General features: G+C 39.7%; 20 protein-coding genes, 1 tRNA gene and 1 pseudogene. 9 read left to right on the forward strand and 13 right to left on the reverse strand.

Annotation, left to right across the window (positions count from 1 at the left end):
* Positions 1–204 (reverse strand): helix-turn-helix domain-containing protein (locus tag N518_RS0112035; RefSeq protein ID WP_249364825.1); only part of this gene is annotated, 204 nt, incomplete at its 3' end.
* 240 nt (positions 205–444) lie between these two features.
* On the opposite strand from N518_RS0112035, the gene N518_RS0112040 reads away from it, so the two are divergent.
* From N518_RS0112040 to N518_RS0112060, 5 genes are read left to right on the forward strand one after another with little or no spacing between them, the layout of a single operon-like run.
* Positions 445–1,203 carry a hypothetical protein gene (locus N518_RS0112040; protein WP_005015290.1) on the forward strand — a complete coding sequence of 253 codons (759 nt, stop codon included), beginning with the start codon at positions 445–447 and terminating at the stop codon, positions 1,201–1,203.
* The gene (locus N518_RS0112045; RefSeq protein WP_005025106.1) at positions 1,200–2,096 is read left to right on the forward strand and encodes a hypothetical protein; all 897 of its coding nucleotides are present in this window, start codon (positions 1,200–1,202) and stop codon (positions 2,094–2,096) included. Before N518_RS0112040 ends, N518_RS0112045 begins: the two co-directional genes overlap by 4 nt.
* Positions 2,093–3,346 (forward strand): glycosyltransferase family 2 protein, encoded by a 1,254-nt coding sequence (locus tag N518_RS0112050; protein ID WP_026444332.1) that lies wholly within the window; start codon positions 2,093–2,095, stop codon positions 3,344–3,346. Before N518_RS0112045 ends, N518_RS0112050 begins: the two co-directional genes overlap by 4 nt.
* Positions 3,343–5,169 carry a hypothetical protein gene (locus tag N518_RS0112055; protein WP_005025104.1) on the forward strand — a complete coding sequence of 609 codons (1,827 nt, stop codon included), beginning with the start codon at positions 3,343–3,345 and terminating at the stop codon, positions 5,167–5,169. The genes N518_RS0112050 and N518_RS0112055 overlap by 4 nt, the downstream gene beginning before the upstream one ends.
* Positions 5,166–6,041: a hypothetical protein gene (locus tag N518_RS0112060; protein WP_005025102.1), complete on the forward strand. Its 876-nt coding sequence runs from the start codon at positions 5,166–5,168 to the stop codon at positions 6,039–6,041. Before N518_RS0112055 ends, N518_RS0112060 begins: the two co-directional genes overlap by 4 nt.
* On the opposite strand, the gene wecB is transcribed toward N518_RS0112060, so the two are convergent.
* The 4 genes from wecB to greB form a co-directional block, all read right to left on the reverse strand.
* On the reverse strand, positions 6,038–7,186 hold the full coding sequence (wecB, locus tag N518_RS0112065) for a non-hydrolyzing UDP-N-acetylglucosamine 2-epimerase (protein WP_005025099.1): 1,149 nt from the start codon (positions 7,184–7,186) through the stop codon (positions 6,038–6,040). The genes N518_RS0112060 and wecB overlap by 4 nt on opposite strands.
* 2 nt (positions 7,187–7,188) lie before the next feature.
* Positions 7,189–8,367 (reverse strand): tetratricopeptide repeat protein, encoded by a 1,179-nt coding sequence (locus N518_RS0112070; RefSeq protein ID WP_005025097.1) that lies wholly within the window; start codon positions 8,365–8,367, stop codon positions 7,189–7,191.
* 322 nt (positions 8,368–8,689) lie between these two features.
* Positions 8,690–8,779, reverse strand: a tRNA-Ser gene (locus tag N518_RS0112075).
* A 96-nt stretch (positions 8,780–8,875) separates the two neighbouring features.
* Complete coding sequence (gene greB / locus N518_RS0112080; RefSeq protein ID WP_005025095.1) at positions 8,876–9,355, reverse strand: transcription elongation factor GreB; 480 nt, start codon at positions 9,353–9,355, stop codon at positions 8,876–8,878.
* Positions 9,356–9,714: 359 nt separating this feature from the next.
* On the opposite strand from greB, the gene N518_RS0112085 reads away from it, so the two are divergent.
* Entirely contained in the window at positions 9,715–10,824 is a 1,110-nt protein-coding gene (locus tag N518_RS0112085) for a transglycosylase SLT domain-containing protein (RefSeq protein WP_026444333.1), read from the forward strand.
* A 100-nt stretch (positions 10,825–10,924) separates the two neighbouring features.
* Here N518_RS0112085 and N518_RS0112090 read toward each other — a convergent pair whose 3' ends face one another.
* Both N518_RS0112090 and ttcA read right to left on the reverse strand, forming a co-directional pair.
* The gene (locus N518_RS0112090; RefSeq protein ID WP_005015601.1) at positions 10,925–11,311 is read right to left on the reverse strand and encodes an SCP2 sterol-binding domain-containing protein; all 387 of its coding nucleotides are present in this window, start codon (positions 11,309–11,311) and stop codon (positions 10,925–10,927) included.
* 204 nt (positions 11,312–11,515) lie between these two features.
* Entirely contained in the window at positions 11,516–12,418 is a 903-nt protein-coding gene (gene ttcA, locus N518_RS0112095) for a tRNA 2-thiocytidine(32) synthetase TtcA (RefSeq protein WP_005015602.1), read from the reverse strand.
* Between the two features lie 568 nt (positions 12,419–12,986).
* Here ttcA and N518_RS0112100 point away from each other — a divergent pair.
* Both N518_RS0112100 and htpX read left to right on the forward strand, forming a co-directional pair.
* A pseudogene (locus N518_RS0112100) lies at positions 12,987–13,560 on the forward strand (lytic transglycosylase domain-containing protein); the annotation flags it as partial.
* Positions 13,561–13,897: 337 nt separating this feature from the next.
* A complete protein-coding gene (gene htpX / locus N518_RS0112105; RefSeq protein ID WP_017400898.1) occupies positions 13,898–14,803 on the forward strand; it encodes a protease HtpX in 906 nt (301 codons plus the stop codon).
* A gap of 89 nt (positions 14,804–14,892) precedes the next feature.
* On the opposite strand, the gene N518_RS0112110 is transcribed toward htpX, so the two are convergent.
* From N518_RS0112110 to N518_RS0112130, 5 genes are all read right to left on the reverse strand, one after another.
* Positions 14,893–15,468, reverse strand: coding sequence for a DUF4112 domain-containing protein (locus N518_RS0112110; protein WP_005025087.1), 576 nt, complete (start codon positions 15,466–15,468; stop codon positions 14,893–14,895).
* Positions 15,469–15,538: 70 nt separating this feature from the next.
* On the reverse strand, positions 15,539–16,879 hold the full coding sequence (gene mgtE, locus N518_RS0112115) for a magnesium transporter (protein WP_005025086.1): 1,341 nt from the start codon (positions 16,877–16,879) through the stop codon (positions 15,539–15,541).
* Between the two features lie 207 nt (positions 16,880–17,086).
* Positions 17,087–20,185 carry a multidrug efflux RND transporter permease subunit gene (locus N518_RS0112120; protein ID WP_005025084.1) on the reverse strand — a complete coding sequence of 1,033 codons (3,099 nt, stop codon included), beginning with the start codon at positions 20,183–20,185 and terminating at the stop codon, positions 17,087–17,089.
* 375 nt (positions 20,186–20,560) lie between these two features.
* Positions 20,561–21,538 (reverse strand): MBL fold metallo-hydrolase, encoded by a 978-nt coding sequence (locus N518_RS0112125; RefSeq protein ID WP_034594023.1) that lies wholly within the window; start codon positions 21,536–21,538, stop codon positions 20,561–20,563.
* A gap of 201 nt (positions 21,539–21,739) precedes the next feature.
* Positions 21,740–21,931 carry a hypothetical protein gene (locus tag N518_RS0112130; protein WP_005015619.1) on the reverse strand — a complete coding sequence of 64 codons (192 nt, stop codon included), beginning with the start codon at positions 21,929–21,931 and terminating at the stop codon, positions 21,740–21,742.
* Between the two features lie 813 nt (positions 21,932–22,744).
* Here N518_RS0112130 and N518_RS0112135 point away from each other — a divergent pair.
* Positions 22,745–23,962, forward strand: coding sequence for a tyrosine-type recombinase/integrase (locus N518_RS0112135; protein ID WP_005025080.1), 1,218 nt, complete (start codon positions 22,745–22,747; stop codon positions 23,960–23,962).
* A 17-nt stretch (positions 23,963–23,979) separates the two neighbouring features.
* On the opposite strand, the gene N518_RS0112140 is transcribed toward N518_RS0112135, so the two are convergent.
* On the reverse strand, positions 23,980–24,582 hold the full coding sequence (locus tag N518_RS0112140) for an HAD family hydrolase (RefSeq protein WP_010700110.1): 603 nt from the start codon (positions 24,580–24,582) through the stop codon (positions 23,980–23,982).
* Positions 24,583–24,963: the final 381 nt, after the last annotated feature.

Raw genomic sequence — 24,963 nt, forward strand, 5'->3', positions numbered from 1 at the left:
AATAAATTTCCAGAGGATTGAATCGATTTTGAGTTTTCTGTGACCACGTCTACGTCTAGCGAAGGTGTTATCAGAAGCATATCGAGCTTGATAAACGTCATTGATGCTATTTCTTTTAAGCTCACGATAGATCGTACTAGGATGTCTTTTAATGAGTTCAGCAAATTTTCTGGCTGAAAAGCCTTCTTTTCTTGACTCAAGCATTAATGCAGTACGATCTTCAAAGTTAAGATGATGGTATGACAATTTTATATACTCCATAAACCCTTTAAATTAATTAGGTGGTTTATGTCGCACTTCAAGTTTTACTCTGCCTCTTTAAGACCAATTGATTACATAAATAGTGACTAATTACATCTAAATTATCTTATCAAAAGTTAAAATTTCATTCCTATTTATTTATACTTCTATGTATGAATACATATTTAGAAAAATGAATACTATATGGCGAAGAACTGGCTTATAAGAACAAATCAGTCTATTACCTTTTTACCTATGATCATTGTTATATTTATAGGTTTAATTGGCTATGAATGGTTGCGTGCCGAGTTAGTAGGTAGCTGGGCGCTTTTTATTGCCTTGTTATTATTAGGACGTTTTCTTAATCTGGTTCAAGCTGTTATTCTTAGTGTACTGATATTTCTACTGTTCTTTATTTATCTTTTATTTGATATTCAAAATACCAACTTTGATACCAGTACTAAAATTCTACAACTTTTTATTTTACCTATCGCCCCGTTATTTCTAAGTATCTATTATGAAATTATGTCGACTAATCAGGAGACAGATAATTTACTGGATGCTTATAGAAAAAATTTGACCTATAGCATTTTACCAATTGGTAGCTACCAATATAACCATCTACAATTTCAGCGTATGCTTTCACTTAACATGATTCAAAATTATGCTGAAATTAGGGTGGATATTACCAATCACGAATTATTGCGTGACATGCTGCAAGTTGACGAGTTTAAAGCAGTACAGCAAAAGATTTTTGATGTACTGGAAACCCAGCGTACTTTACCTCACTTTTATTTCACAGATACCCGCCTTTCCATTATTCGGATTATCATTATTACAGATGGAGATTTTAGCAAGGTTAAAGAACTGGCTGAACAGCTCAGAGTACTTGACCTGCTTAAGATGCAAATCACAATAAACACGCATACGGTAGAAGAATCCTCCTCGGAGGTTCTCCAATGAGCACATTAATCTATGTTTGCGGCCTATTGCTTTCGGTCAGTACCTTACCGGATCTTACTCTCTCATCTTACTATCAGACCTATTATGATTGTCCGTTGCGGCCTGCGAATACTTTAGAATCCAAAAATGTTTCCAGTATTTATCAGATACCAGAACACTTTCCTACTGAAAGAAAATTATGGCCTGTATTTACTGTTGATCAGGTTCATTCAAAAAACTTTAAACAGATCATGGATCAGGGCATTAAACCGGGGTTATTGATTCCAGAAAATTTTATGAATCCTCTCATTTATTTCCAGTTAAAAAGACAGATAAATAGAGGTGCCATACCTTTACTTGACTTTAGTAGCGTGGAACCTTCACGTTTTAACAGCCTGGCTACTCTAGCGACCAGTGCCGGCCTGCGGCCTATGGGTGCTTATGTTCATGATGGCTGGAATCCTTTATTAAAAACTCTTCCAAAAGGGTTATATATTATTCAGGCCAACGAAGGCCAGATTCCCCTACCTGCTTTACCAATTCAGAGCGGACAGCATTTATTTTATACCGCTTATCCCAATTCATATGGTTTTAATGGGACGGGGATTTTATTAAATCCGGAAGGCAATCTTTCAAATGAAGATATTAATTATCCGGTGTTAGGAATTGGTTGGAAATTCCTGAATGTCTCCTTTTACAGTCAGCCCGACCGGATCCATACCAGTATTGCTGGGCGTATGCTGCTAGCTGCTGGTCTAATGATTCTACCGCTCCATCTGATCTTGTCTCTTCATTATCCTGAATTACTGGGTTTCTGGGGTACATCCACATCCTGGTTATCTGTATTCATGATTATTGTATTAATGATTATCCTTGTAAGTACCATGCTATGGAGGATATTCAAGAAATCATGAATACAATTGATATCTGTTTTATTGTTGGCTTTATTGGTATCTGGATTCCCCAAGCTTTTTGGGCTTGGCTGAGTTTTTCGGCTTGGCGTTATTCGATTCGGGCCAATCAGGAACTTTCGAATTTACCTATACCCGAACGTTGGCCAATGCTGAGTGTACTGATACCGGCTTACAATGAAGAAGTAGTTATTGAAGATACATTGCGGGCTTTAGCAGCACAGGACTATCCGCCAGAAAGCTATGAAGTACTGCTGATTAATGACGCTTCCAAAGACAGGACACAGGAAATTGCTGACCGGATGGCAGCCGAGTACCCGGTAATTCGTGTCATCAATGTTCCTAAAGGCCAAGGTGGTAAAGGTAAGTCCCGCACTCTGAATAATGGCCTAAAACATGCCCATGGTGAGCTGATTGCAGTTTATGATGCAGACAGTACCCCTGAACCAGATTGTGTAAGACTTATTGCTCAGACCCTTCTGGCTGACTCAAATCTGGTTGCGGTTAATGGTAAAGTTCGGACCCGCAACTGGAAAGACAGCCCGCTAAGTACATTTATTGCCATAGAATTTATTTATTTCCAGTGGATTTTTCAAGGTGGTCGCTGGTTACGCTTCCGTCTTTCTACCCTCATGGGAACCAATTATGTAATCTGGCGTGATGCGCTGGATATTCTAGGGGGATTTGATGAAAAATCCCTGGTTGATGATACCGAAATGAGTTATCGCATTTTTCTGGGCCATAAACGCATTAAATGGGTACCTTATGCAATTGGATGGCAGCAAGACCCGGGTGATCTAAATATTTTTATTAAACAACGCTCCCGCTGGACACAAGGAAATTTTTATGTCACACGCAAGTATCTAAGTACGGCAATACGTCATCCTTTCCCGATTGGCATGGAAATTGGCAACAATATCATGTGTTATATCATGTTTGTGCCCGCTTTATTTTTAAGCCATATGACACTGGTCGTAGGACTGCTCGGTATTGATGGCACAACTATACCTGGGCCTTTTACTTTACTCTTTATTCTTGCATTCATTCTTTACCTTACACAAATCTGGTTTACTCTAAGTCTGGAAAAAGAAGTTCCAAAACGTTTTTATTTTTACGCGTTCATCGCTTACTTTACTTACTCACAGGTGTTTCTTTTAATCGTGTTTAAAGCTGCCTGGGATATGCTTAAAAGTAAAATTAAAGGTGAAGGTATAACCTGGTATAAAACAGAGCGAAAAAAGGAAAAAAAATGATCAGTCACTTTAAAAAATCCCGTTTTACGGTGTTATCTTCTGTTCTTCTTTCCTTATATGGCTCTCAGGTCTATGCTGATACCTGGCAGCTAGATGACCTGATATCACGTACTGCCCAGTACCAGTCTCCTTATTTCTTTTATGTGGGCAAGGGTGAAACCTGGCAAAACATACAGTTCAATAGCCAGTTTGACAGTCATGGCGAAAGCACGCTGGTAGTCCGTTATGATAATCAGATGATTCATAGACAGGATTTAAATGGTAAAGGTGAGTTGAGCTTTACCTTACCTGCAAGTACTGCCGGTTTTCATCGCCTCGATGTCATGCTTTTACAAAAGCCGTCAGTTAACGGACCCATCAGCAATAATTACTGTGTAGAGTCCACTAATCTTTATACAGCCCTAACCAAACTGACATTAAACTATCAGGCTCAGCATGGCATATTACAGCTCAATCAACTGCCTGATGCCCTGTTTAATACACAGCTGAGCCGTACAGCGCCAATTAAGGCTTTACTACAATTTAATAACCAGAACCGTTTAGAAGCATCCATGATTGCCCGCCTGGCTACAGCATGGAAGTTTAACACCCCAGTTCAGTGGCAAGTTACTGAGTCTACCCAGCAAGAAGCACCTGATTTTGTAATTAGCATACAACAGGTAGAACAGCCTCTAGCAGGTGCAAAAATCAGTTTAAGCCGGAATAATGAGATTCCCCGGCTAAATATTGAATACTCATCAGAATCCCAGCTGCTTATGGCAGTTAATGCTTTAATAAACCAGAATTATCTGCAACAGCTTAATACAGCTACTGCTACATTAAGCGAACCGGTTGCCGAGCCAGCATGGGCGGTAATACGCAAATTTGAGACGCTGGCTGACTTGGGTATTTCTGATTTTGCTCTCGACAGTTCATCTAAAAATATTTCTCTAGTTTTCCCGCCTGTATGGGAAGCAACTGATGTGTTAAAGGGAAAATTAGCCTTTCGGGCACAAAGTGGCTTATTACAAGGCTCAACTTTACAGGTCTGGTTAAACGAATATTTGGCCGGCAGCTTAAGTCTGGCTAAACTAGATTCAAATCCGGTTGAGCGCCGTTTTGATTTCGTTGGTGCGGATTATCCTTATGTCAACAATTACAATATGACTTTAATAAACTCTCAATTAAACAATGAAGCCTGTTTGCCAAATGCGGGCACTGCACTATGGATTGATGCAAATAAATCACTTGTTAACCTCCCCCATCAGATGAAACAGGGCGTAATCAATCTCTCTACCATTTTCGCCAGTACTCCAGAGATCGCCATCAACAATCCGGCTGCCACCAGTATGGCCATTACTGTAGCAAATGTTGCGAAAACAATGCTGTTAAGCGACCAGCCTGTACCTGTAAACATTACTGAGCTGAATGCTAATAGGCTTAAAAAAATCAATATATTAGTTAATACAGCCCGTTTTAATGATGAATTACAGCGATACAGCCAGCTACTTTACTTACCTGCTACGGCAGGCGGATTTATTGTTTCTGTGAAAGATGGCAGATTCTGGATTAATACGGATAGTGCAGCCGGAGCACAGACTTTTACCCGTTTTTGGCCCGTAATCCAGCAAAGCATTCCCAACAATACAGCAGTACTATTTGTTTCAGCACAAGGCCAGATTACGGTTTTGAGTAAAAATTCGGTGAATAAAGCTAAGGCGCCCGTTGTCGAGCAAGTCTCTACCCGTACTCTTGTTATTGTTCTCACCATAATTACACTGATTATTATCGCTTTAATTCTATGGCGCAGAAGCCGTCGTAAAGTCAAGGGAACAGGTGAATGAGTATAAGGCAGTATGCATTTATAGGTTTACTGATATTTATATGTTTTCCTGTGGCCGTGTTTGTACTTTCTGCTTTATTAATGGAGCAGGCAGATGCCAATACAGCAGCACCTAAAATTGAGGGTATTTTTTGGCAAGTCGACCAGATGAGCCAGCCTTCTGGTAACTGGCAGCTTTTGGGTGTAGATACGCTGGTTAACCAGTGGAGTATTGTAGACGGACGGTCTTTTTTTAATGAAATTCCGGTGCAGCCATGGGATGTGCAACCCGATTGGCAACATATTGGTAAACAGCCTTGGGCAAAACATGTAATTTTAGGGCTGGCCGGCAGATTTCAGGAACCTGTAGCCCGTGAAAATATTGATCAGCTTTATCAGCAGTCTAGGCAGATTATTCAAGCCAAATTACCTGTACCAGTCACAAGCTACTATTTTCCTGTAGAAGCTGACCCTACATGGAATGGTGTCCATACTCTAGGACAATATATTGCTCAGTTTAAATTACCTGTCTGGGTAAGTATTTATAGTGCAGAACCTGAAGCCCCATTTCTAGAATATTGGTTAGAAAGCTGGCTGCCCCCCAATGCAAAAGTTTTTTTCCAGGATGGCGTGGGTGTAGGAACGCGCAGTCCTGAAGAAGCTGCACAAATTTATGAAACTTTAAAAGAGCAATTTGGTGAAGACCGGGTGGTAATTATTTTAGAGGCATTTCGACTAAAAAAAGATGGAACATTCAGAGCTGCCTATCCTTGGGAAATCAGTAAACAGCTTAAAGCCTATTCCGGACAGCGAATTTTCATTTTTGATGGTCCCCACTATTTAAATAGAGCCAGTGTTTTATGGCTCTATATATGGATGAAAATCAATTTTTAAGAGGAAGCAGGGTTTAAATCTTTGATAATCTGCTCAAGAATGCGACCCGATGCCCGGCCATCACCAAATGGGTTTTCAACTTCAGCATGCTGAAGGTAATATGAATGATCATCCATCAGTCGTGAAAATTCCTGAACGATTTTAGTCACATCTGTGCCAACCAGAACACCACAACCAGCCTCCACTACTTCTGGACGTTCAGTGACATCCCGTAAAATAAGAACTGGTTTTTGATAGGTTGGACTTTCCTCCTGAATCCCTCCAGAATCTGTCATAATCAGATATGAGGCCTGCAAAATAGCAAGCAGGTCAGGATAATCTAATGGACTAAGTAAATGTACCTGCGGATGTTGAGCGAACTCCTGATGAGCAACTGTATGCACATGCGGATTAAGATGAACTGGCCAGGCAAAATGCAACTCTGGATAACGTTGACATAGCTCATGTATGGCCTGACATATATTCTGTATACCCTGCCCAAAATTTTCACGTCGATGGGCAGTAATTAGAACCAGTTTATTTTTTTCCTGCAGATTTAAGCTAAGTCTTTTTAAACGCTGTTGAGATTGTTGTGAAGAAGCCTGCATAATCTCACGCGCACTGTATATGGCATCTACTACCGTATTACCTGTGACAAAAATATGTTCTTCAGGCACATTTTCCTGTAACAAGTTACTGGCCGAAAGTGCAGTCGGGGCAAAATGCCAGCGTGCCAGACGAGATACTAACTGACGATTTCCTTCTTCTGGAAAAGGATGCAGCAAATCGAAAGAGCGCAAACCAGCTTCTACATGAGCCAGTCCAATATTTAAATTAAATGCGACTAAAGCACCAGCCAGTACTGTTGTTGTGTCGCCCTGCACCACAATAGCATCACATTTTGACATTTGGGTATAGACACGGTCCAGTTCGGTTAGAGCCGTGCTCAATAAAATATTCAAGCTTTTGCCCGGCTGCATGACCTGTAGATGATGGTCAATTTCAATCTGGAAAAAATCTATAGCATCACGTACCAATTCTAGATGCTGCCCGGTAAATACTACACTTACTTCGAAACGGAAATCTTGTCGTGCTTGTAAAATTACTGGAGCCAGCTTAATCAGTTCAGGGCGAGTTCCGAAAATAAAAGAAATATGTATTAGCATTATTAGAAACTCCGGTAAAACGTTAATTCAACACGGGTATTATCAAAGCTACTATCTACAGATGCCGGGGTTCCATTAACATATTTCCCGTACATTTGTTCAATACGTAGTTTTAACGGCAGCCCTGCTGGTTGCCATGCGATGCCGGGCCCTATTTCTGCTATGTTATTATAATATTCCTGTTCACTATCATTAATGGTATGCAGTTTCACATAAGCCTGTATATTACCCCAATCATTATAGTTAAAATTCCAGCCTGTCCGTAATCGCAAATCACTGATCAGATTATAATCCTCACGTGAATAAGCAGCGGCATTACCATAAAGTTCAGCAAAATACTGATTACTTTGCTGAGCTGGCATATGGCTGGCCTGATCCATCCCCCAGTACCACTCCTGATAGCCTGTTAAACCACCATTAATGCTTTCCCTAAATTTTTTCCGGTTCAGATCAATCAGATCATAGCTACCACCTGCTTCCAGATATAGGTAAACAGGCCATTTCCACGGACGGTAGTTTACCCCCAAACCTACTATGGCGGCATTCTGGTCAATAATTTCTGGACGGGCGCCGCCTGTGGAACGGGTATCACGATTGACACTGGCAAATCCATAGATCTGGCCTTGATTGTTTTCATCGAAATAACGGCCATAACGAATCTTTAACGGTAAAATTGTAGTGTCATAACGTCCTTCATAAGAAGGCGAGAAATAAACATCAGCAAAGGTTTTCTTGGCTGACGTATTACCTGTTCCTGACAGGTTCTGTACCGCCTGTTTAGACTGGGATGCAATTTCCTGATTGGAAGAGCTTTGTAATTGCTTGAATATAACGAGTGCTTCATCATTTCTATTCGCCACATTTAACAAATAAGCTTTTTGCATGAGAAGCTGATCATCAGATGAGTCTAAGGCAAGCGAACGATTAATATATTCTAAGGCTTTATTATTATCATTTTGACGCAAGGCCAAGTATGCCCAAGTTTTCCAGACTTTAGGATCATTTGGTGTCTTTAGGGCAATCTGGTTAAGTAAACTGTCTGCTTTATTAGTATCCTGACTTTCAACCTGGTAATACTGCTCCCACAATGGATAAACGTCAGCGGTATCCATTGGGTTATTTTGAGCCTGTACCCCTAAACTTATCACAAACCCAAAAATCGTTAAGTAGATTTTTTTCATTGTTTTATAAATACTATAAAGTCACCGAGATAATGATTATCTTATATTCTCTAAAATAAAAATACAGATAAAACCGATAGTACTGTGAGAAAATTATTTATTGATTACATATTAATTTTATTTAAAACAGGGAATTAAATAATAAGAAGACTAATCTTTTTAACAAATTCTAACATTCAATAATAAGGATTAAATAGAAATTATTTTGCTACATTAATTTTTATATTTTTATTGTCTACACTACTCTTATTAATAAATGGCTATTATTAAAGAGACAATGATAAAAAAATAAGCCGCTAGATAAGCGGCTTATTTAGAATTCTGGCGGAAGCGGTGAGATTCGAACTCACGGAGGGCGTGAACCCTCGTCGGTTTTCAAGACCGGTGCATTAAACCACTCTGCCACGCTTCCAACGAGCGCTATCATATAAACTATTCGTAAAATTGGCAAATCATTTTGTAGATTTAATTGGACAAGTGTTCAAAATAGAACCAGATATTATAAATTTTATGGTTTTTCATAACGAATTGCATTGATATACCACTGCTTCTTCCCTGAAGGGGTCATAACTTCAATCTCATCATTCACCTGTTTTGAAAGTAATGCCCTAGCCATAGGTGAATCAATTGAAATATGTTGAGGATGATAATCATAAATCTCATCTACCCCGACAATTCGTAAAGTTTTCTGTTCACCATATTCATTCTCAATATCTACCCAGGCACCAAAGTAAACGCGCCCGTCCTGTTCAGGTGAATGGTCAACAATTCTCAGCTCTTCCAGCCGTTTTCCTAAATATCTTACCCGACGATCAATCTTGCGTAAGAGCTGTTTATTATATTGATAATCGGCATTTTCACTACGATCGCCCAGGCTGGCAGCCCAGTTAACTTTCTTGGTTATTTCCGGACGTTCTTCGTGCCAGAGCTGTTGTAATTCAGCCACCAACCGGTCATAGCCGGCTCGAGTAATTAAGTTAGATTTCATTATGAATATTCAGTTTAAACACGTATTCAATTTATATAATTATCTATTATGCCATACAGTTTCAACATATTATCACAATCTTAATTTAAAATTTATTAATATCAATTATTTATATAAATATCGCCCAGCTATTTTTGATCAAAATTTGACATAATAAAATTTGCACTTTATTATCCGTTCACTTTTTAGTATTTATGTTCTTTTTATCTATGTAGTTAAACTACACAGTTTTATTTCATCCCTGTCATTTTAAATGACTTCATGACTGCCCATCCTCTTATTGAATTTATCAACTTATAAAAGTTGCAGACCCGTTTTTGTCTGCCTTTTAGGGCATAAGTTACTTTAGCGGAGACACCATGCACAGTAGTTCAACTTTTGGGTCAAGGCTTAGCCTTAACTCTTTATTTTCTACTCTCCCTGTTCGATTACTTGTATTAAGCACAGCTCTTGTACCTTGGCACAATATTAATGCAAGTAAAGCTTCACAATATAATTCCGTTGTGAATACCAATACGTTAACTGTGGTCACGGTGGAAAGCCCAACGACCTTAGTTAAAGATGGCAAGATTATGTATGGCTTCGGCTATGATCTTGTCCGTAATTATGCTCAAAACCTGAATGTCAGGCTCGAACTAAAGACAGTTGCAGACAACGCAACAGCTTTAAAATGGGTCGCTCAAGGCAAAGCCAATATGGCAATGACTACGGCTGACTTTAATACTATTGAAAAGCACCAGCTGACGTCTTTCTCTGCAAGCTGTGGAGATACAACCAGTCTGGTTAAAAATGGTTTAAACCCAGCATTGAACTGGGTATTCAAGCAGGCCGAAGAACCGCTAGCTGCTACTGCAAGTGGCTATATTTGCCAAGGTAAACAAAATGGGGCCATTCGTCAGTTGGCTTCTTTTTACAACCGTAATGTAGTACAGCCTGATGCCTGGAAAACCATTCAGCGTGATTTGTCAAAACGTATGCCGATTTATAAAGCGAGTTTTCAGCAAAGTGCTGAACGTTATGACCTGGACTGGCACCTGCTGGCTGCAATTGGCTATCAGGAATCTTATCTAAAGCCCAATTCAGTTTCACCTACAGGCGTACGTGGCCTGATGATGCTCACCAGTAGTACAGCTAAAGCTATGGGAGTACAGAACCGTACAGATCCCCATCAGAGTATTCAAGGCGGGGCCAAGTACTATGATTTAATGCTCGACAAGTTTTCTGACGTTCCTTATCCGGACCGTCACTGGTACGCCTTGGTAGCTTATAATATGGGTCCTGGTGCTGTTGGCCAGATTCAAAAACGTATTCAAACCCAAGGCCGTAATCCAAATAACTGGGTAAATCTTTATGATTATCTGGAACGCCATCAGACCAGTAATGGTCGTTATCATCAGGCTGTGCAATATGTTACCCGTATTCGAGCCTATCTTGAACATATCAAGAAGTCTGAGCTGGTCACAATTTAGACAAAAGTGTTATATATGATATAGAATGTAAGACAAAGAATTTAATTCATAAAAAAAGCTTACCTTCACGGTAAGCTTTTTTTCTCTTAAACTTCTTTTTTCAAGAAGTTTGCGCAAGGATATTCTTAAACAGGTCTTTCTGCTCTTGGCTTGGCTTTACAGTCTGTAATGCCATCAATTGTGACATATCGCCCTGCACCTTAATTTTGCCTGTCATAAATGCTTGCATCGCAGCTGCCATATCGAATTCAAGGAAGACTTTACGCAGGGTTTCGCCATCCATATTCAAAGTAGTTTTAGCATTTGAAGACAGACCTTTCTGGATTTTTCCACCATCTAATGAAAGTTCAGTCGTATTATTGTCTGCATTTACAACTACAAGATTAATTGCCAGATTAGCCAAGGCTGGTGGCAGGTTCAAATCACCTGCTTCAGCAGTTAATTTATCAACAGTTGCAAACCAATCATCAGTGAGTAACGCAGGCATAATTTTTCCTCAAGTATATTTTTCAATTTATAGAGCTGTCTTTCCAGACAGCATATTCATGAAGCTGTGAGCTTTTATTTTGTTATAGCATGTAATGAGGCAATTAGAACAATTTTTTTGTACTGATCATTCAGTTTTTGATGTTTTTATGTATTACTGATTTAAATAGGCACCTTAACTGGGCAAGATGCCTAATATTTGCTTTTATTCAGCAGCAAAACTCAAATTAACTACATCCAGACGATTAGTTTTTTCCGGTTCTTTGAAGTCATACTCACGTTGCGAATCAAGTATCTCAAAATCGAACAGTTCACGGTCAGCCAGCTGAGATGGTGATACGTTCTGCAAAGCGCCGAAAATACTGTGCAGACGTTTCGGATGGGCTTTATCCCAATCACGCAACATATCATTAATGATTGCGCGCTGCAGATTTTCCTGAGACCCACAGAGATTACATGGAATAATTGGGAACTGGCGCAGCTCCGCATATTTTATAATGTCTTTCTCTTCCACATAAGCCAGTGGACGAATCAGAATATTCTTTTTGTCAGATGACAACAGTTTTGGTGGCATGGCTTTTAGACTGCCACCATGAAACAGGTTCAAAAAGAAAGTTGCCAGAATGTCATCACGGTGATGTCCAAGAGCAACTTTAGTTGCGCCGATTTCCTGGGCAAAACCGTATAGGGATCCACGGCGTAAACGAGAGCACACAGCACAGTATGTTTTACCTTCCGGTGTCAAGCGTTTGGTAATGGTATAGGTGTCTTTTTCCAGAATGTAATATGGAATATTGTTTTCTTCCATATAACGCGGCAAGACATCCTCCGGAAAACCAGGCTGCTTCTGGTCTAGGTTGACAGCAACTACATCAAAGTTAATTGGTGCAATACGCTTGAACTGTAGCAAAATGTCCAGCAAGGTATAACTGTCTTTACCACCCGATACGCACACCATTACCTTGTCGCCATCTTCAATCATCTTGAAGTCACGAATAGCATGGCCAACTTGGCGACGCAGCTTTTTAAGCAGACGATAATAGGCTGAACTGGTTGGCAGTTCTGGCTTGAAATTAAATCCCTGGTTGGACTCAACTGGCGAGTACATAGAACAGAATTACCCATAAAAGAAATACCGCGCGATTTTAGCCGATCTCCCTCCGATTCGCATCACCGAATTACAATTAATGTGGAACACCACTGGTCAGAAAAAAATAAGCCTTTGTATAAAAAATAGACGCTCGCGTTCAAAATTGTATCAAAATGCTTATATTTTGGACTTTTCCACAGTTTTCCACAAAACCTGTGGATAAAATTGTGGATTTCTCTAGGCTTGACAGGGGGTGTAATCGGCCTATTAAGGGTTTTATTTAAATTGATCATTTTTTGATCAATTAATATTTATTAATAATTACAATTACTTATATATGTCAAGCTATACTTTTTAAAAAATTTTTTTTATTTATTTGGTTATTTTCAAAACAAATAGTCTTGCTTTTTTTTCAATTTTTTTTGTTAAAGAAACTCAAGTTTTTGGTTTCCATTGTAGAGTTTTTTGTTAAACTCAGACTGAATTTTGAGCTCCAAGTTGCTTACAGATTACTATGAAAACTTACTTTGATATTTCACGCTTGGGTATCTGGGGATGTGCCGTACTTGTACTGACTTCAAGCTATAGTAGTGCAGGTCAAATGTATGTCTATAAAGACCAAAGTGGCAGCACCCTCCTGACTAACCGTAAAATGAATGACAGTTCATTAAAGAAAGTTAAAGTTACTTATTATCCCGAGAGTAATATTCACAGTTATAGTAACTGGGGAAAGTCAGAAGCGGCGGTATTGCCAAGCTATAGCAAAAATCGTGATGCTTTTGATCATATAATCAAACAGGCGGCTCAGCAGCATGGTGTCAGTGAAGGTCTGATTAAAGCAGTTATGCACACTGAATCAGGCTTTAATGTAAATGCCCGCTCTCCTGTAGGTGCACAGGGCTTGATGCAATTAATGCCTGCAACAGCACGGCGCTTTAATGTCTCAAATGCATATGATCCTTATCAGAATATTCTAGGAGGAGCCAAATATTTAAGCTGGCTCCTGAAACGTTTTAAAGGCAACACGCATCTTGCTCTTGCAGCCTATAATGCAGGAGAAGGTAATGTTGCTAAATACGGTGGTATTCCCCCATTCCGTGAAACCCAGGATTATGTTCGTCGGGTCACCAGTCGTTATAGCAACCTTTACTCGGGCGGAGCTCTAAACCTTACTGCCAGTAATAATCCGGAAAACGGGTTGCTGGTTCAGGAAACAGTGAATTCTGCTGCAAATACTCAAGCTGCAGGCCGGAGCTATGCACCCCGGCAAATTATTACGCTGGCAGATGGCTCCTATACAGATGCACCAGGCACTTATGTCAGCTCTAACGCTACAGCCTCAGCACGTATTCATATTTCTAACTGATCTTTTGATTCATTTTTTCTATATATATTTTTCAAGTTTTTCTTGAATTTTAACGAGCATCACCGCATATTAGTTTTACGATTTATATTTCAAAATCGATTTATTTTTTCTATCAAAAGAGGATTATCTCAATGATGCGGATTGGTTTGTTCTTGCTAACCAACCTCGCGGTACTGGTAGTAGCTGGCATTATTTTGTCGCTCTTCGGAGTCGGAAGTTATCATGGTGCGGGTGGCCTTAATCTGGGCAACCTTTTAGTCATCTGTTTTGTATTTGGTATGGTGGGTTCTCTCATCTCCCTCTTTATGTCCAAATGGATGGCTAAAAAGGCGACCGGTACACAAATTATTGACCCTAATGCTCCTCAAAATCAGGCAGAAGCCTGGTTATTGCAGACCGTTGCTGAATTATCACAGCGTTCTGGCATTCAAATGCCAGAAGTGGGCATTTTTCCGTCTTATCAGTCTAATGCATTCGCAACAGGCTGGAACAAAAATGATGCACTGGTCTCGGTCTCTACCGGTTTGCTTGAACGTATGAATAAGGATGAACTGCGTGCAGTACTGGCGCATGAAATCGGCCACGTCGCTAATGGCGATATGGTTACACTTGCCCTGATTCAAGGGGTAGTGAATGCTTTTGTCATGTTCTTTGCCCGTGTAGTAGGCGACTTCATTGACCGTAACGTATTTGGCCGTGAAGATAGTGAAGCACCTGGGCTGGCTTACTTTGCAATTACGATTGTACTGGATATTGTATTTGGTATTCTTGCCTCTGCAATTGTCATGTGGTTCTCACGTTACCGTGAATATCGGGCCGATGAAGCGGGTGCACAGCTTGCCGGAAAACAGGCTATGATTTCTGCCCTGTTACGTCTACAGGCAGAGTCTGACATGCCAGATCAGATGCCTAAAGAAATGAAAGCCTTTGCAATCTCTTCTGGTAAAGAAGGTGGTTTTAGTCTGGCTGCTCTGTTTATGACACACCCGACTATTGAAGACCGGGTAGCTGCTTTACAGCGTCTCAACTGTCCATAAGTTTTTCTGTTGATTCATCCAGATTCAAAAAAGCCTCCTGCGTGGAGGCTTTTTTACATTTAACCTTTTAAGCTAATGCAGTGTATATTTTAAAAATACTGCTGTGCCAGCCTGATAGCAAACCACAAACCGGCTGCAAATAGAATCAGGAACAGAACTCCGACCAAGTCAGGTATATGTAGCCATAACCAGGCCACCACTGGCTGGCGCCAGAAAGTAGAATGTTGCTGTTTACGTTCTAACTTCTCATGCAGATAGGGATGCCTTAAATGAATATCTGTAGTCATCTGATATTCTATGCGGATATGTTCATGCACAATATCAAGTGCCTTGCGGCTCGGCCTGATAAATATATCAAATACCGTACCGATTACAGGCACAAAACCGACTACTGCATCCAGGGCAGCCATTTTAATAACTGGCCGCAATTTATGGGAAGGCACGCCAATCTGGCGCCCTTTGTAAACTGCATAACAAGTCAGGGCAAAGCCTGCCAGATCTCCTGCAATTGGTACCGTGCTCAAGGCTGCATCCGCACCGATTCCCTGCTTGGTAAAAGGAATACGAACTAAAGAGTCCATGATATTGGCAAACTTGGCCAGATCACGCTCCAGACGGATCACTTCTTGCTGAGTAAGTTTTTTTTGTTTTTCAAGCCCGGGCATTACCAATTCCAGTCATTAGAGAGTCATCAGCATAAAACAGATTAAAACACGAGACGTATTAATCTGTGTACTAAAACAATAATTTGGATGCTACAAATAAGTAGATAATCACGCCTGTAGCATCACAGATTGAGGTAACTAAAGGTGCTGAAGCACTGGCAGGGTCCAGTTTCAACTTATTTAAAATAAAAGGCAAGCTCATACCCGTCAGACAACCCATGAGTACAATCCCTACCATGCTAATTGCCAGTACAATCGCGACCATGAGATCACTGCGAATATAACCTAGCATGGATACGGCACAAGCCATCGTTACGCCTAAACAAAGTGCCACCACAGTTTCACGGCCGAGCAAGCTGAACCAGTCTTTAAACTGTACATCTCCGGTCGCCAAGGCACGCACCATGAGAGTAGCAGACTGCGATCCGGCATTTCCCCCACTGCCCACCAGTAAAGGGAGAAAGAATACCAATACAATGTGAGTTGAAATAATCTCTTCAAAATGTGCAATTCCAATTCCCGACAGTAAACTGCCAAAGACCAGAATAACCAGCCAAAATACCCTTTTTTGGTATAAGGTTATGATGGGAGCAGTTTTCAGGCTGAGCTCAGCTAACGGACTGACTGCACCGGATTTTAAAATATCTTCGGTAGTTTCTGCCTCTACAATATCCATCACATCATCATAAGTGATAATGCCCAGCATTCTTTCCTGCTCATCCACTACAGGTAGAGCGATTAAATCATAGTAAGCCAGAGTTTTAGCAACGACTTCCTGATCATCATAGGTATAGACATAAATCACATCCCTTTCCATTACCTCTGCAATTGTAGCTTCGGGCCTGGCCTGAATAATCTGGCGTAGAGAGATGACACCTATCAGCTGATTCTGCTCATTTACAATATAAACCAGATAAAGGGTTTCCCGTGTTGCGGCGATTATACGCAGCGCCTGGATGGCTTCATCCATGCATAAGTCTTGGTGTAAGGTAACAAAGCTGGAACTCATCATCGCACCAGCTGTACCTTCAGGATAAAGCGCCAGTTTTCTTAAGGTATTTTGAGACTCCTCAGATAGCAGTGTTATAAGCTGTTGTTTTAATTCTGGTGACAGTTTTTTATAAATATCGACAAAGTCATCAGAATACATATTATCAAGAATAGGGATGAGATCAGGAACAGGTATAAATTCAGCCAAAACAGCTTGCTGGCTGAGCGGCAAATATGCAAACGCCTCACTTGGCTCATCCAGTTTCTGCAGGATCTTGACCTGTTCTGTAGGGGTCAATCCTTTTAATACACTAGCCTGATCAGCAATATTTAATTCATTTAAAAGGCCAATAGCCGTATTGAACTTTTCAGAACGGAGCTGTTGGCGAACATATTGTATTTTCTCTGCAATCTGCGGCATGCCTGTCTCATGATAATTTATTGATTAAATAAAAATTTATTTTTGATCAGGGGGATTAAACTACTTTTATCATGCTCTGGAGAGTTTTCACTATAATTTTGCAATACGCCTACATTTATCGAATAAAGTCATAAACTGAGGGCGGTCTTTAAAGTAAGAAAACCTGATCTCGTCAGGTTTTTTGAAAGACAAATCAAGATAAATCAACTAGCCAAGGTGCTGTTTTCTTGTCATCAGATTCCGGACCAAAACATACATGAATGGAATGAATATTACTACCAAGACCGTTCCAAACATGACTCCACCTAGAACACTGGTACCAATTTCCTGACGGCTGGCAGCTCCTGCACCAGAGGCAAACACTAGCGGTACTACACCAGCACCAAAAGCCAGAGAAGTCATCAAGATCGGCCTCAAGCGCAAGCTGGCGCCTTCCAGAGCTGCTGCTACTGCATCTTTGCCACGTTGCTGGGCCAGTGCAGCGAATTCAACAATAAGAATGGCATTTTTGCATGACAGACCAATTGTTGTCAGCAATGCGATCTGAAAGTAAATATCATTAGGAAAGCCAGCTAGATAACTGAACAGGATATTCCCACCAATACCAAGTGGTATTGCTGCCATAACCGCTGTCGGTATGCTCCAGCTTTCATAAAGGGCAGCGAGGCACAGAAAAATAAAGCCAATCGACACCAGATATAACCAGATTGCCTGATTACTGGACTGCTGTTCCTGAAAAGATAAACCGCTCCAGGCTAAGTCAATGTCAGGAAATTGATCAATCAGGGCCTGGACATCCTGCATCGCTTCACCGGTACTAAAACCAGATCCTGCATCTGCTTCCATTTGTAATGCAGTATAGCCCATGAAACGGTTAACTACTTCTGGCCCGCCAGTCCATTCAAAACTGGCAAATGTAGAAAATGGAACCATTTGACCAAGATCATTACGGACAGACCAGAAATATAAATCTTCAGGTTGTGCCCGATAAGCTGCATCACCTTGCATAATGACCCGCTTAATCCGTCCCCGGTCAATAAAATCATTAATATAACTACCACCCCAAGCAGCCGCCAGAGTACTGTTAATCGCAGGCTGACTTAAGCCTGCTGCCATTGCCTGTTTCTGGTTAATATTGACCTTCAACTCAGCCTTATCCGGATTAGCTTTTTTGTCCAGATTTTGAAAACTGTCATATTGATTAGTTTTGGTCTGTAATGACTTAAACTGCTGTTCTAGATAAGTCCGGCCTTGGCCGTTAATATCGCGAATCCAGAATTCCAATCCATCTGTCTGCCCGAGACCACGAACAGCTCCCGGCATATTGACCATAATTCTGGCATCAGGATTATTACTGAAATACTTTGTAGCACGCTCACGAATTGCCTGCGCAGAATTTTCCTGCCCCGGACGATCATCCCAGTGCTTGAGCGCAATGAAACCCTGTCCAAGATTTTGACCTGTACCAGAAAAGTTACGGCCATAGCGGATAAGTACCAGTTCAACATTCTCTTGTTCTTCACTCAGGAAATAACGCTGAATCTCTTCTCCTACTTGCTGGCTTTTAGCCATTGGAGCGCCATTTTGCAAGCTAAACTGGATATTAAGCGTGCCCTGATCTTCACTTGGAATAAAACTGCTAGGTAGTGCACGATAAAATAGCGCAAATACAGCAATCAAGGCTATAAATACGACTGAATAAATCATTTTGTGCTGCATGGAACTCTGGATCACTTTGAGATAATACTGTCTAAGTCGCTCCAGTTTTTTATTGAACCCATTGGCCCAGCGAGCATGTTGCTGCTTGGGTTTTAAAATCAATGCACATAAAGCAGGAGTCAAAATCAAGGCGACTAGCAATGACAATGCCATTGCTGCCACCAAGGTAATTGAAAACTGCCGGTAGATGACACCAGTTGAGCCACTAAAAAATGCCATCGGAATAAAGACAGCAGTGAGAACCAGCGTAATACCCACTAGTGCACCGCTAATTTCCTGCATTGACTCTAAGGCAGCCTGTTTTGGGCTGAATTGCCTCTCTTCGATCAATCGCTCGACATTTTCAACCACAACAATCGCATCATCTACCAGCAGGCCAATCGCCAGTACCAGAGCAAATAGAGTCAATGTATTTACACTTAAACCTAATACGTACAGTATGGCAAAGGTTCCTAAAATTACTACAGGTACAGTAATGGTAGGAATTAAGGTTGCACGCCAGCTTTGTAAAAACAGGAACATCACCAAAATTACAAGAATCACTGCTTCAATCAGAGTTGTAACTACCTCTTTAATTGACTCTTGAACAAAAGGTGTATTATCACGTGGATAAACAATTTTATAACCGGCTGGTAGCTTCTCGGTAAGACGGTCTATGGTCTGTTTAATCAAGGCGGAAGTCTGCAAAGCATTTGCGCCTGTAGCCAGTGAAATGCCCAGACCTGCTGATGGATAACCATTAATGGTATTAAATGACTGGTAGTTCTCTGCCCCAAGTTCAATTCGGGCAATATCTTTTAAATATACAAAGCCGGCATTAGCAGAAGATTTAATTATAATATTTTCAAACTCTTCAACCGTTTTTAAACGTGAACCCGAACTGACTTTAGCATTCAGATACTGTTCACTAGCTGTAGGCAAGTCTCCAATACCCCCTGCTGCCACCTGAGTATTTTGTGCTTCTACAGCTGCACGAATATCACTTGGCATTAAATTATATTGTTTTAAACGATCTGGATTCAGCCAGATCCGCATTGCATATTGCGAGCCAAAAACATCGACTTCACCAACTCCTTCAATTCTGGAAATTTCCTGTTCCAGATGGGTCATCATATAATCAGATAATTCGATATTATTACTTTTACCAGTCTGGTCATAAAGGCCTATGACCATATGCGTATCGCCTAGCGATTTCCATACATTAACACCTTGCCGCTGTACATCCTCCGGCAGACGGCTGAGCACGCCATTAATACTATTTTGTACCTGAACTTGGGCCGTATCTGGGTCTGTCCCATTCTCAAAACTAATACTGATCCGGCTACGTCCCGCTGAATCACTGCTGGAGCTAAAATATAAAAGATGATCAATGCCTTTGATTTGCTGTTCAAGCAGCTGCGTTACACTCTCTTCTACGGTTTCTGCAGAAGCGCCATTATATGTAGCCGCTACTGTAATCTGCGGTGGAGCAATATCCGGATAGCGTTCTACAGGCAGGTTTATGACAGAGAAAATACCAAATGCCATTACAATAATGGCCAGTACTCCTGCAAAGATGGGACGTTCAATGAAATATTTCGACAACATAAATGTTCAGGCCACCTGCTCGGCTAGAGTGAACGAAAAAAGAATATGGCGTACCACAGTCTGGCAGATTAAAGTTATAACATTGAACAGGTATGACGAAAATTCATTATTCTTACGCATTTACATAAATTTATATAATCTAATAGATGAGGAGAGAATATGAAGAAAAGTGGTTTAAACACTATTACTATAGATGTAATTGAAGTTATTGGGGCTTATAAACCATTTTCTTAGTCTGAGCTGCTGCTCATTAGAATAGTTATTTAAGAGATCATTATGAAAATAAAATTAGCGAAATTTTGGATATAACGACCTTGCCAATTTACAAGGTAATAAAAATTAAAAATGGCTTCACATGAAGCCATTTATTAGAAATTATTTTTGCAAGACATTATTAAAATAGACAGGTATCCAGAGATACTGTTCATTGGCACCCTTAGAAATATGTCCAATACCCGGAAAAGGTAAATGTGGTGCAGCCACCCAGCTACCTTCATCTGCAATTTTACTGAACAGTTTAAGTCGGGTTTTTACAGCCTCATCTGGCTGGATATCATACTCAATAGCAGTACGCGGCGCTTCAAACTGCACACTGTGCGAATGCACTGTATCTCCAATAAAAACCATTTTATCTTTATTCTGCTCCAGCACAAAACTGTGGTGGCCGGGTGTATGGCCACGTGTATCCATCACCTGAAGGCCAGCAATCGATTGCCCCTCTTTAAAAGTTATAAATTGTTTATCTTGTTGATAAGGTGCTATCGCGTCCTGAATTTTGTTGCGGGTTGACTGATAATTTTCCAGTTGTTCTTTAGACAAATTTACTGGTGTCTGACCTAACCAGTAATTTACTTCACGTTCATGAGCATAGACTTTAGCGTTTGGAAAAACTTTTTGGCCCTCTTTAGTTAAACCGCAGACATGGTCAGGATGTAAATGCGTCAGTAACACTACATTCACGTCCTCAAGCCGATAGCCTGCCTTGACCAGATTACTGCTCACTGAACCGAGATGGGGACCAAAACAGCTAGCAGCACCACTATCTACTAAAACTAGCGCTGTTCCAGTATTAATTAGAAAAGCATTTACCGATGTTTGTACACCCTGTTGCTGATCATTATGGTATTTTTTTAAAATCTGCTGAATATGTTTTACCTGAGAATTATTTAGCGTTTTAAATAGACTAGGTGACATATAATTGGTGCCATCCAGTAAAGCGGTAACTGTATATTTACCCCACTGCTGATGATAATAACCCGGCACCTGTTCAGTTGGTGTAGCTGTTGAAGCCATGCCAGTTGAAGAAAGCACTGTAAAACTAACCAAACTGATGAGTGTTTTAAATATTTTCACTGCTTACCTGCTATATTAATTAAGAGCATGAACTGTTTTTAATATATTTTACCCCATTAAGCGAGTCTGTTTTTGGGCACTCGCCAATTTTTATACCCTTCTGATAACCGATAAGCTCGTTACAAAAAGTTCTATACTGATTTAGTTTATAATATGGAAGAACATTATATTTTTTATCAACCGATTTTTACCCTATAGGTTCTATAGAAACATTGTTAAAGTAGCAATGAACAACCCTATACATAGTCCTAAAATAATTAAAATCATCTTTTTTTGAAATTCAGCAGCTCGTCTATCTTCAATTAGAATATCCTGTTCAAATTGCTTGAACTCTCGATAAAGCTGGTCACCTGATTTGGAGCCCGGTGCACCTTTTAATTTAAAATTATGCATACCACTCTTTCTCGCTTTCGCAAACCTGAAAATCTATTCTCATAGAGAAAATCTAGTAAAAAATCTGCTTTTTCTAAAATAACCAGGATATTTGCTTTGAGACAAACTAATTTTAAAAAATGAAAAATTTAAATCTATATCCAGCTAATTATTTTATAATTCAATTAAATAGTTACACTGGCAACACATTACACTTTTATAAAAAACTTAAATCTAGGTATCTTGGACTATTTCTTTATATTTAGCTTATACCCTTACTATTTATAAGGGTTTTAATTATTTTTAAAATCTTTCTCTAAAATGAGCTTAATTTCGCAATAATTTTTTAAATTATCTCTATGGTATTTTTTTCCAAATTTAATTATTTTTCTAAAATTTTATATATTAAAAATTTTTTAGCAATAGGAATAAACCATAGGACTGAACTCTTAAATTAAATATTTTTCAGGTAAGCCTCTCTGTTTTAACTAACGATTCATAGAGTAAATATTTCAGGAAATAAAAAAGGTCGCACAAAGCGACCTTTTTTATTCACTCCACTATATCAAGAAAACTTTTGTAGTGAAGCGATAAATATATTCAAGCCATATCCATATATGAAATATCAATGGCTTAAATAAAGCTTGGACAGATTACATCATGCTTCACAACCATGTCCGCACGTATAACCTTGCATTACCATGATACTTAACCAATTGTTTTTAATAATGTTCCGGAATTACCACGCGTCACCTTAGTACACGTGACATTACTAAAATCTGTGAGTAACCTTGTGAGTAACGAAATCAATTATAAGGTCTTACTCACATCCTCATGTTAAATGATTTTCAAATCAAGCAATTAAAAGCCAAAGATAAAATGTATCGTGTTGCAGACCATTTTGGGCTATGCATTGAAGTAAGAACATCAGGAAGAAAATTCTGGCGTTACCGCTACCGTTATTTAAACATCCCCAAAATGTTAACGATTGGTGCCTACCCAGAGATTAGCTTATCTTACGCTCGTGATAAGACACGTGAGTATCGTAGTCTTTTAGCTCAAAATCTCGACCCTGTAACAGAGCAAAAGAAAGCGCTTGATTCCGCATTGGATGCAATACAGCATACTTTTAAAAGTATCTCGAATGAATATTTAGAAAAGTACAAGGACACTCACTCACAAGAATGGTATGAAAACAGGCTGAGATACTTTAAAAAAGATATCTATCCCGTCATTGGCAATAAGCCAATCAAAGAAGTGAATTCAAATGATATTCGAGTGATTTTGGATAATACCATTACACGAATTCGCAAAAGCAAAAGAGGTACTGGTGAAGTTAAAGCAATCTATGTAAGACAAATCTGCGCTGAAGTCATGCAATACGCAATTATCACACTGAAGATAATCAATGATCCTACAATTGCGCTACGCAGCTATATCAGACGTCCTCCTGTTAATCACGCTACCCCTTTAGAAGAAAAAGATAAGAAAGTGATTCTGGCTTTGATCAATCAATATGGTGGAACTACTGGCACACAGAATGCTTTAAGGACTGCCTTATACAGTATGCTACGTACGATAGAAATACGCAGGGCTAAAAAGTCTTTTGTTAATCTAAAAGATGCGACCTTAACTATTCCTCGTGTATCAAATGCACAGATTAAGGATGGTAAAAGGAATATGAAGAAGAATAGGACGCATGTTGTACCTTTATCTACACAAATGCTAGAAATTATAAAAGAGCAGTTACAGCTTTACCCTGACAGTATTTACTTATTCCCTGGGGATGATGGCATATCAATGTTGGGGAAAAATACACTCAATGAAGCACTCGTTAACATGGGTCTAGGCCATATTACCATGCATGACTTCCGTGCAACTGCATCCACCTATTTAAACGAACAGAATTACAGTAAGGACTGGATTGAATTACAGTTAGCCCATGTAGATGGTGACATGTCCCGAGCTTCTTACAACCATGCAAGTTGGTTAAAAGATCGAAGACAGATGATGCAGCATTTAGCTGATACTATTGATCATTGGCATGAATGACATCAAAAATAATACTGTTAGATTAAATCACCCATGACATCTAACAGTCTTTGGTTTTTATGACGTTCAATGAGCCTTGCCTTCATCCCTAAGGAAATAGGTGTTTCAACATCCAAAATGGGATGATCTCCAATAAAGAGCATTTCTGGAAAATCACAGCCAAAATGTGCCTGAATCACCTTATAAATTTGATGTTCAGGCTTTATGGCTCCAACCTCATAACTAAATACAACAGCATCAAGAAAATCAGGGAGTAGTTTTCTAAGTTGTTCACCATAAGGCATCGCCAAGTTGGAACAAAGCGCAATTTTAAAACCTCTTTCTTTTAAAATTTGCAGCGTAGGCATTGTATCTTCATACAGTTGAATTGTGCTTAATTCAAGCTGAAGATCATTGTTGATCTCCCTCAAAAGTTGCCCTGGTAGTTCTACTCCGAACTTCATCGCTAATTGTGCAACATCAACAGGATTTGACATGATGATCTTTGCATCTTGTGCACTTGGTTTTCTACCATTAGCTTTTAGCCACTTCATCAACTTACGATATGGGGATCGGCTCTCACCAATTTTGACAAGTGTCCCAAAAGCATCAATCACAATAACTTTAGGAAAGTGATTCATCATTCTTACTATGGATAAATATTTTATATTGAGTTTAGCCCAGTAAAGACGAAGAGAGTTTGTAAAATTAAATAAAGTTGCGTTGAATAGCCATCTATCCAAATAAGCAGAAGTGCAGCAGGAATTGATACAGTTAGTCCATGTAGATGGAGATATATCACGAGCACCTTATAACCACGCAAGCTGGTTAAATGACGGAAGAGAGATGATGCAGCATTTAGCTGATACTATTGATAGTTGGTAAAAAAAATAGTTAATTATTTGTTCTAGCTCAAATCTGAGCTAGAACAAATAGAATAAGATCAAACAATACCATCAATAAAAAGCTTTAAAATATTTTTTTCAATCGTGAGCAGTCCTGTAAAGCAGTTGATGGCAACT

This window comes from Acinetobacter sp. UNC436CL71CviS28 (assembly GCF_000620525.1).
Classification (GTDB): Bacteria; Pseudomonadota; Gammaproteobacteria; order Pseudomonadales; family Moraxellaceae; genus Acinetobacter; species Acinetobacter radioresistens.

Bases quoted from the DNA above. Each gene is read 5' to 3' on its own strand.
- N518_RS0112040 (WP_005015290.1), top strand. From the start codon at position 445: ATGGCGAAGAACTGGCTTATAAGAACAAATCAGTCTATTACCTTTTTA.
- N518_RS0112045 (WP_005025106.1), top strand. From the start codon at position 1,200: ATGAGCACATTAATCTATGTTTGCGGCCTATTGCTTTCGGTCAGTACC.
- N518_RS0112050 (WP_026444332.1), top strand. From the start codon at position 2,093: ATGAATACAATTGATATCTGTTTTATTGTTGGCTTTATTGGTATCTGG.
- N518_RS0112055 (WP_005025104.1), top strand. From the start codon at position 3,343: ATGATCAGTCACTTTAAAAAATCCCGTTTTACGGTGTTATCTTCTGTT.
- N518_RS0112060 (WP_005025102.1), top strand. From the start codon at position 5,166: ATGAGTATAAGGCAGTATGCATTTATAGGTTTACTGATATTTATATGT.
- wecB (WP_005025099.1), bottom strand. From the start codon at position 7,186: ATGCTAATACATATTTCTTTTATTTTCGGAACTCGCCCTGAACTGATT.
- N518_RS0112070 (WP_005025097.1), bottom strand. From the start codon at position 8,367: ATGAAAAAAATCTACTTAACGATTTTTGGGTTTGTGATAAGTTTAGGG.
- greB (WP_005025095.1), bottom strand. From the start codon at position 9,355: ATGAAATCTAACTTAATTACTCGAGCCGGCTATGACCGGTTGGTGGCT.
- N518_RS0112085 (WP_026444333.1), top strand. From the start codon at position 9,715: ATGCACAGTAGTTCAACTTTTGGGTCAAGGCTTAGCCTTAACTCTTTA.
- N518_RS0112090 (WP_005015601.1), bottom strand. From the start codon at position 11,311: ATGCCTGCGTTACTCACTGATGATTGGTTTGCAACTGTTGATAAATTA.
- ttcA (WP_005015602.1), bottom strand. From the start codon at position 12,418: ATGTACTCGCCAGTTGAGTCCAACCAGGGATTTAATTTCAAGCCAGAA.
- htpX (WP_017400898.1), top strand. From the start codon at position 13,898: ATGATGCGGATTGGTTTGTTCTTGCTAACCAACCTCGCGGTACTGGTA.
- N518_RS0112110 (WP_005025087.1), bottom strand. From the start codon at position 15,468: ATGCCCGGGCTTGAAAAACAAAAAAAACTTACTCAGCAAGAAGTGATC.
- mgtE (WP_005025086.1), bottom strand. From the start codon at position 16,879: ATGCCGCAGATTGCAGAGAAAATACAATATGTTCGCCAACAGCTCCGT.
- N518_RS0112120 (WP_005025084.1), bottom strand. From the start codon at position 20,185: ATGTTGTCGAAATATTTCATTGAACGTCCCATCTTTGCAGGAGTACTG.
- N518_RS0112130 (WP_005015619.1), bottom strand. From the start codon at position 21,931: ATGCATAATTTTAAATTAAAAGGTGCACCGGGCTCCAAATCAGGTGAC.
- N518_RS0112135 (WP_005025080.1), top strand. From the start codon at position 22,745: ATGTTAAATGATTTTCAAATCAAGCAATTAAAAGCCAAAGATAAAATG.
- N518_RS0112140 (WP_010700110.1), bottom strand. From the start codon at position 24,582: ATGAATCACTTTCCTAAAGTTATTGTGATTGATGCTTTTGGGACACTT.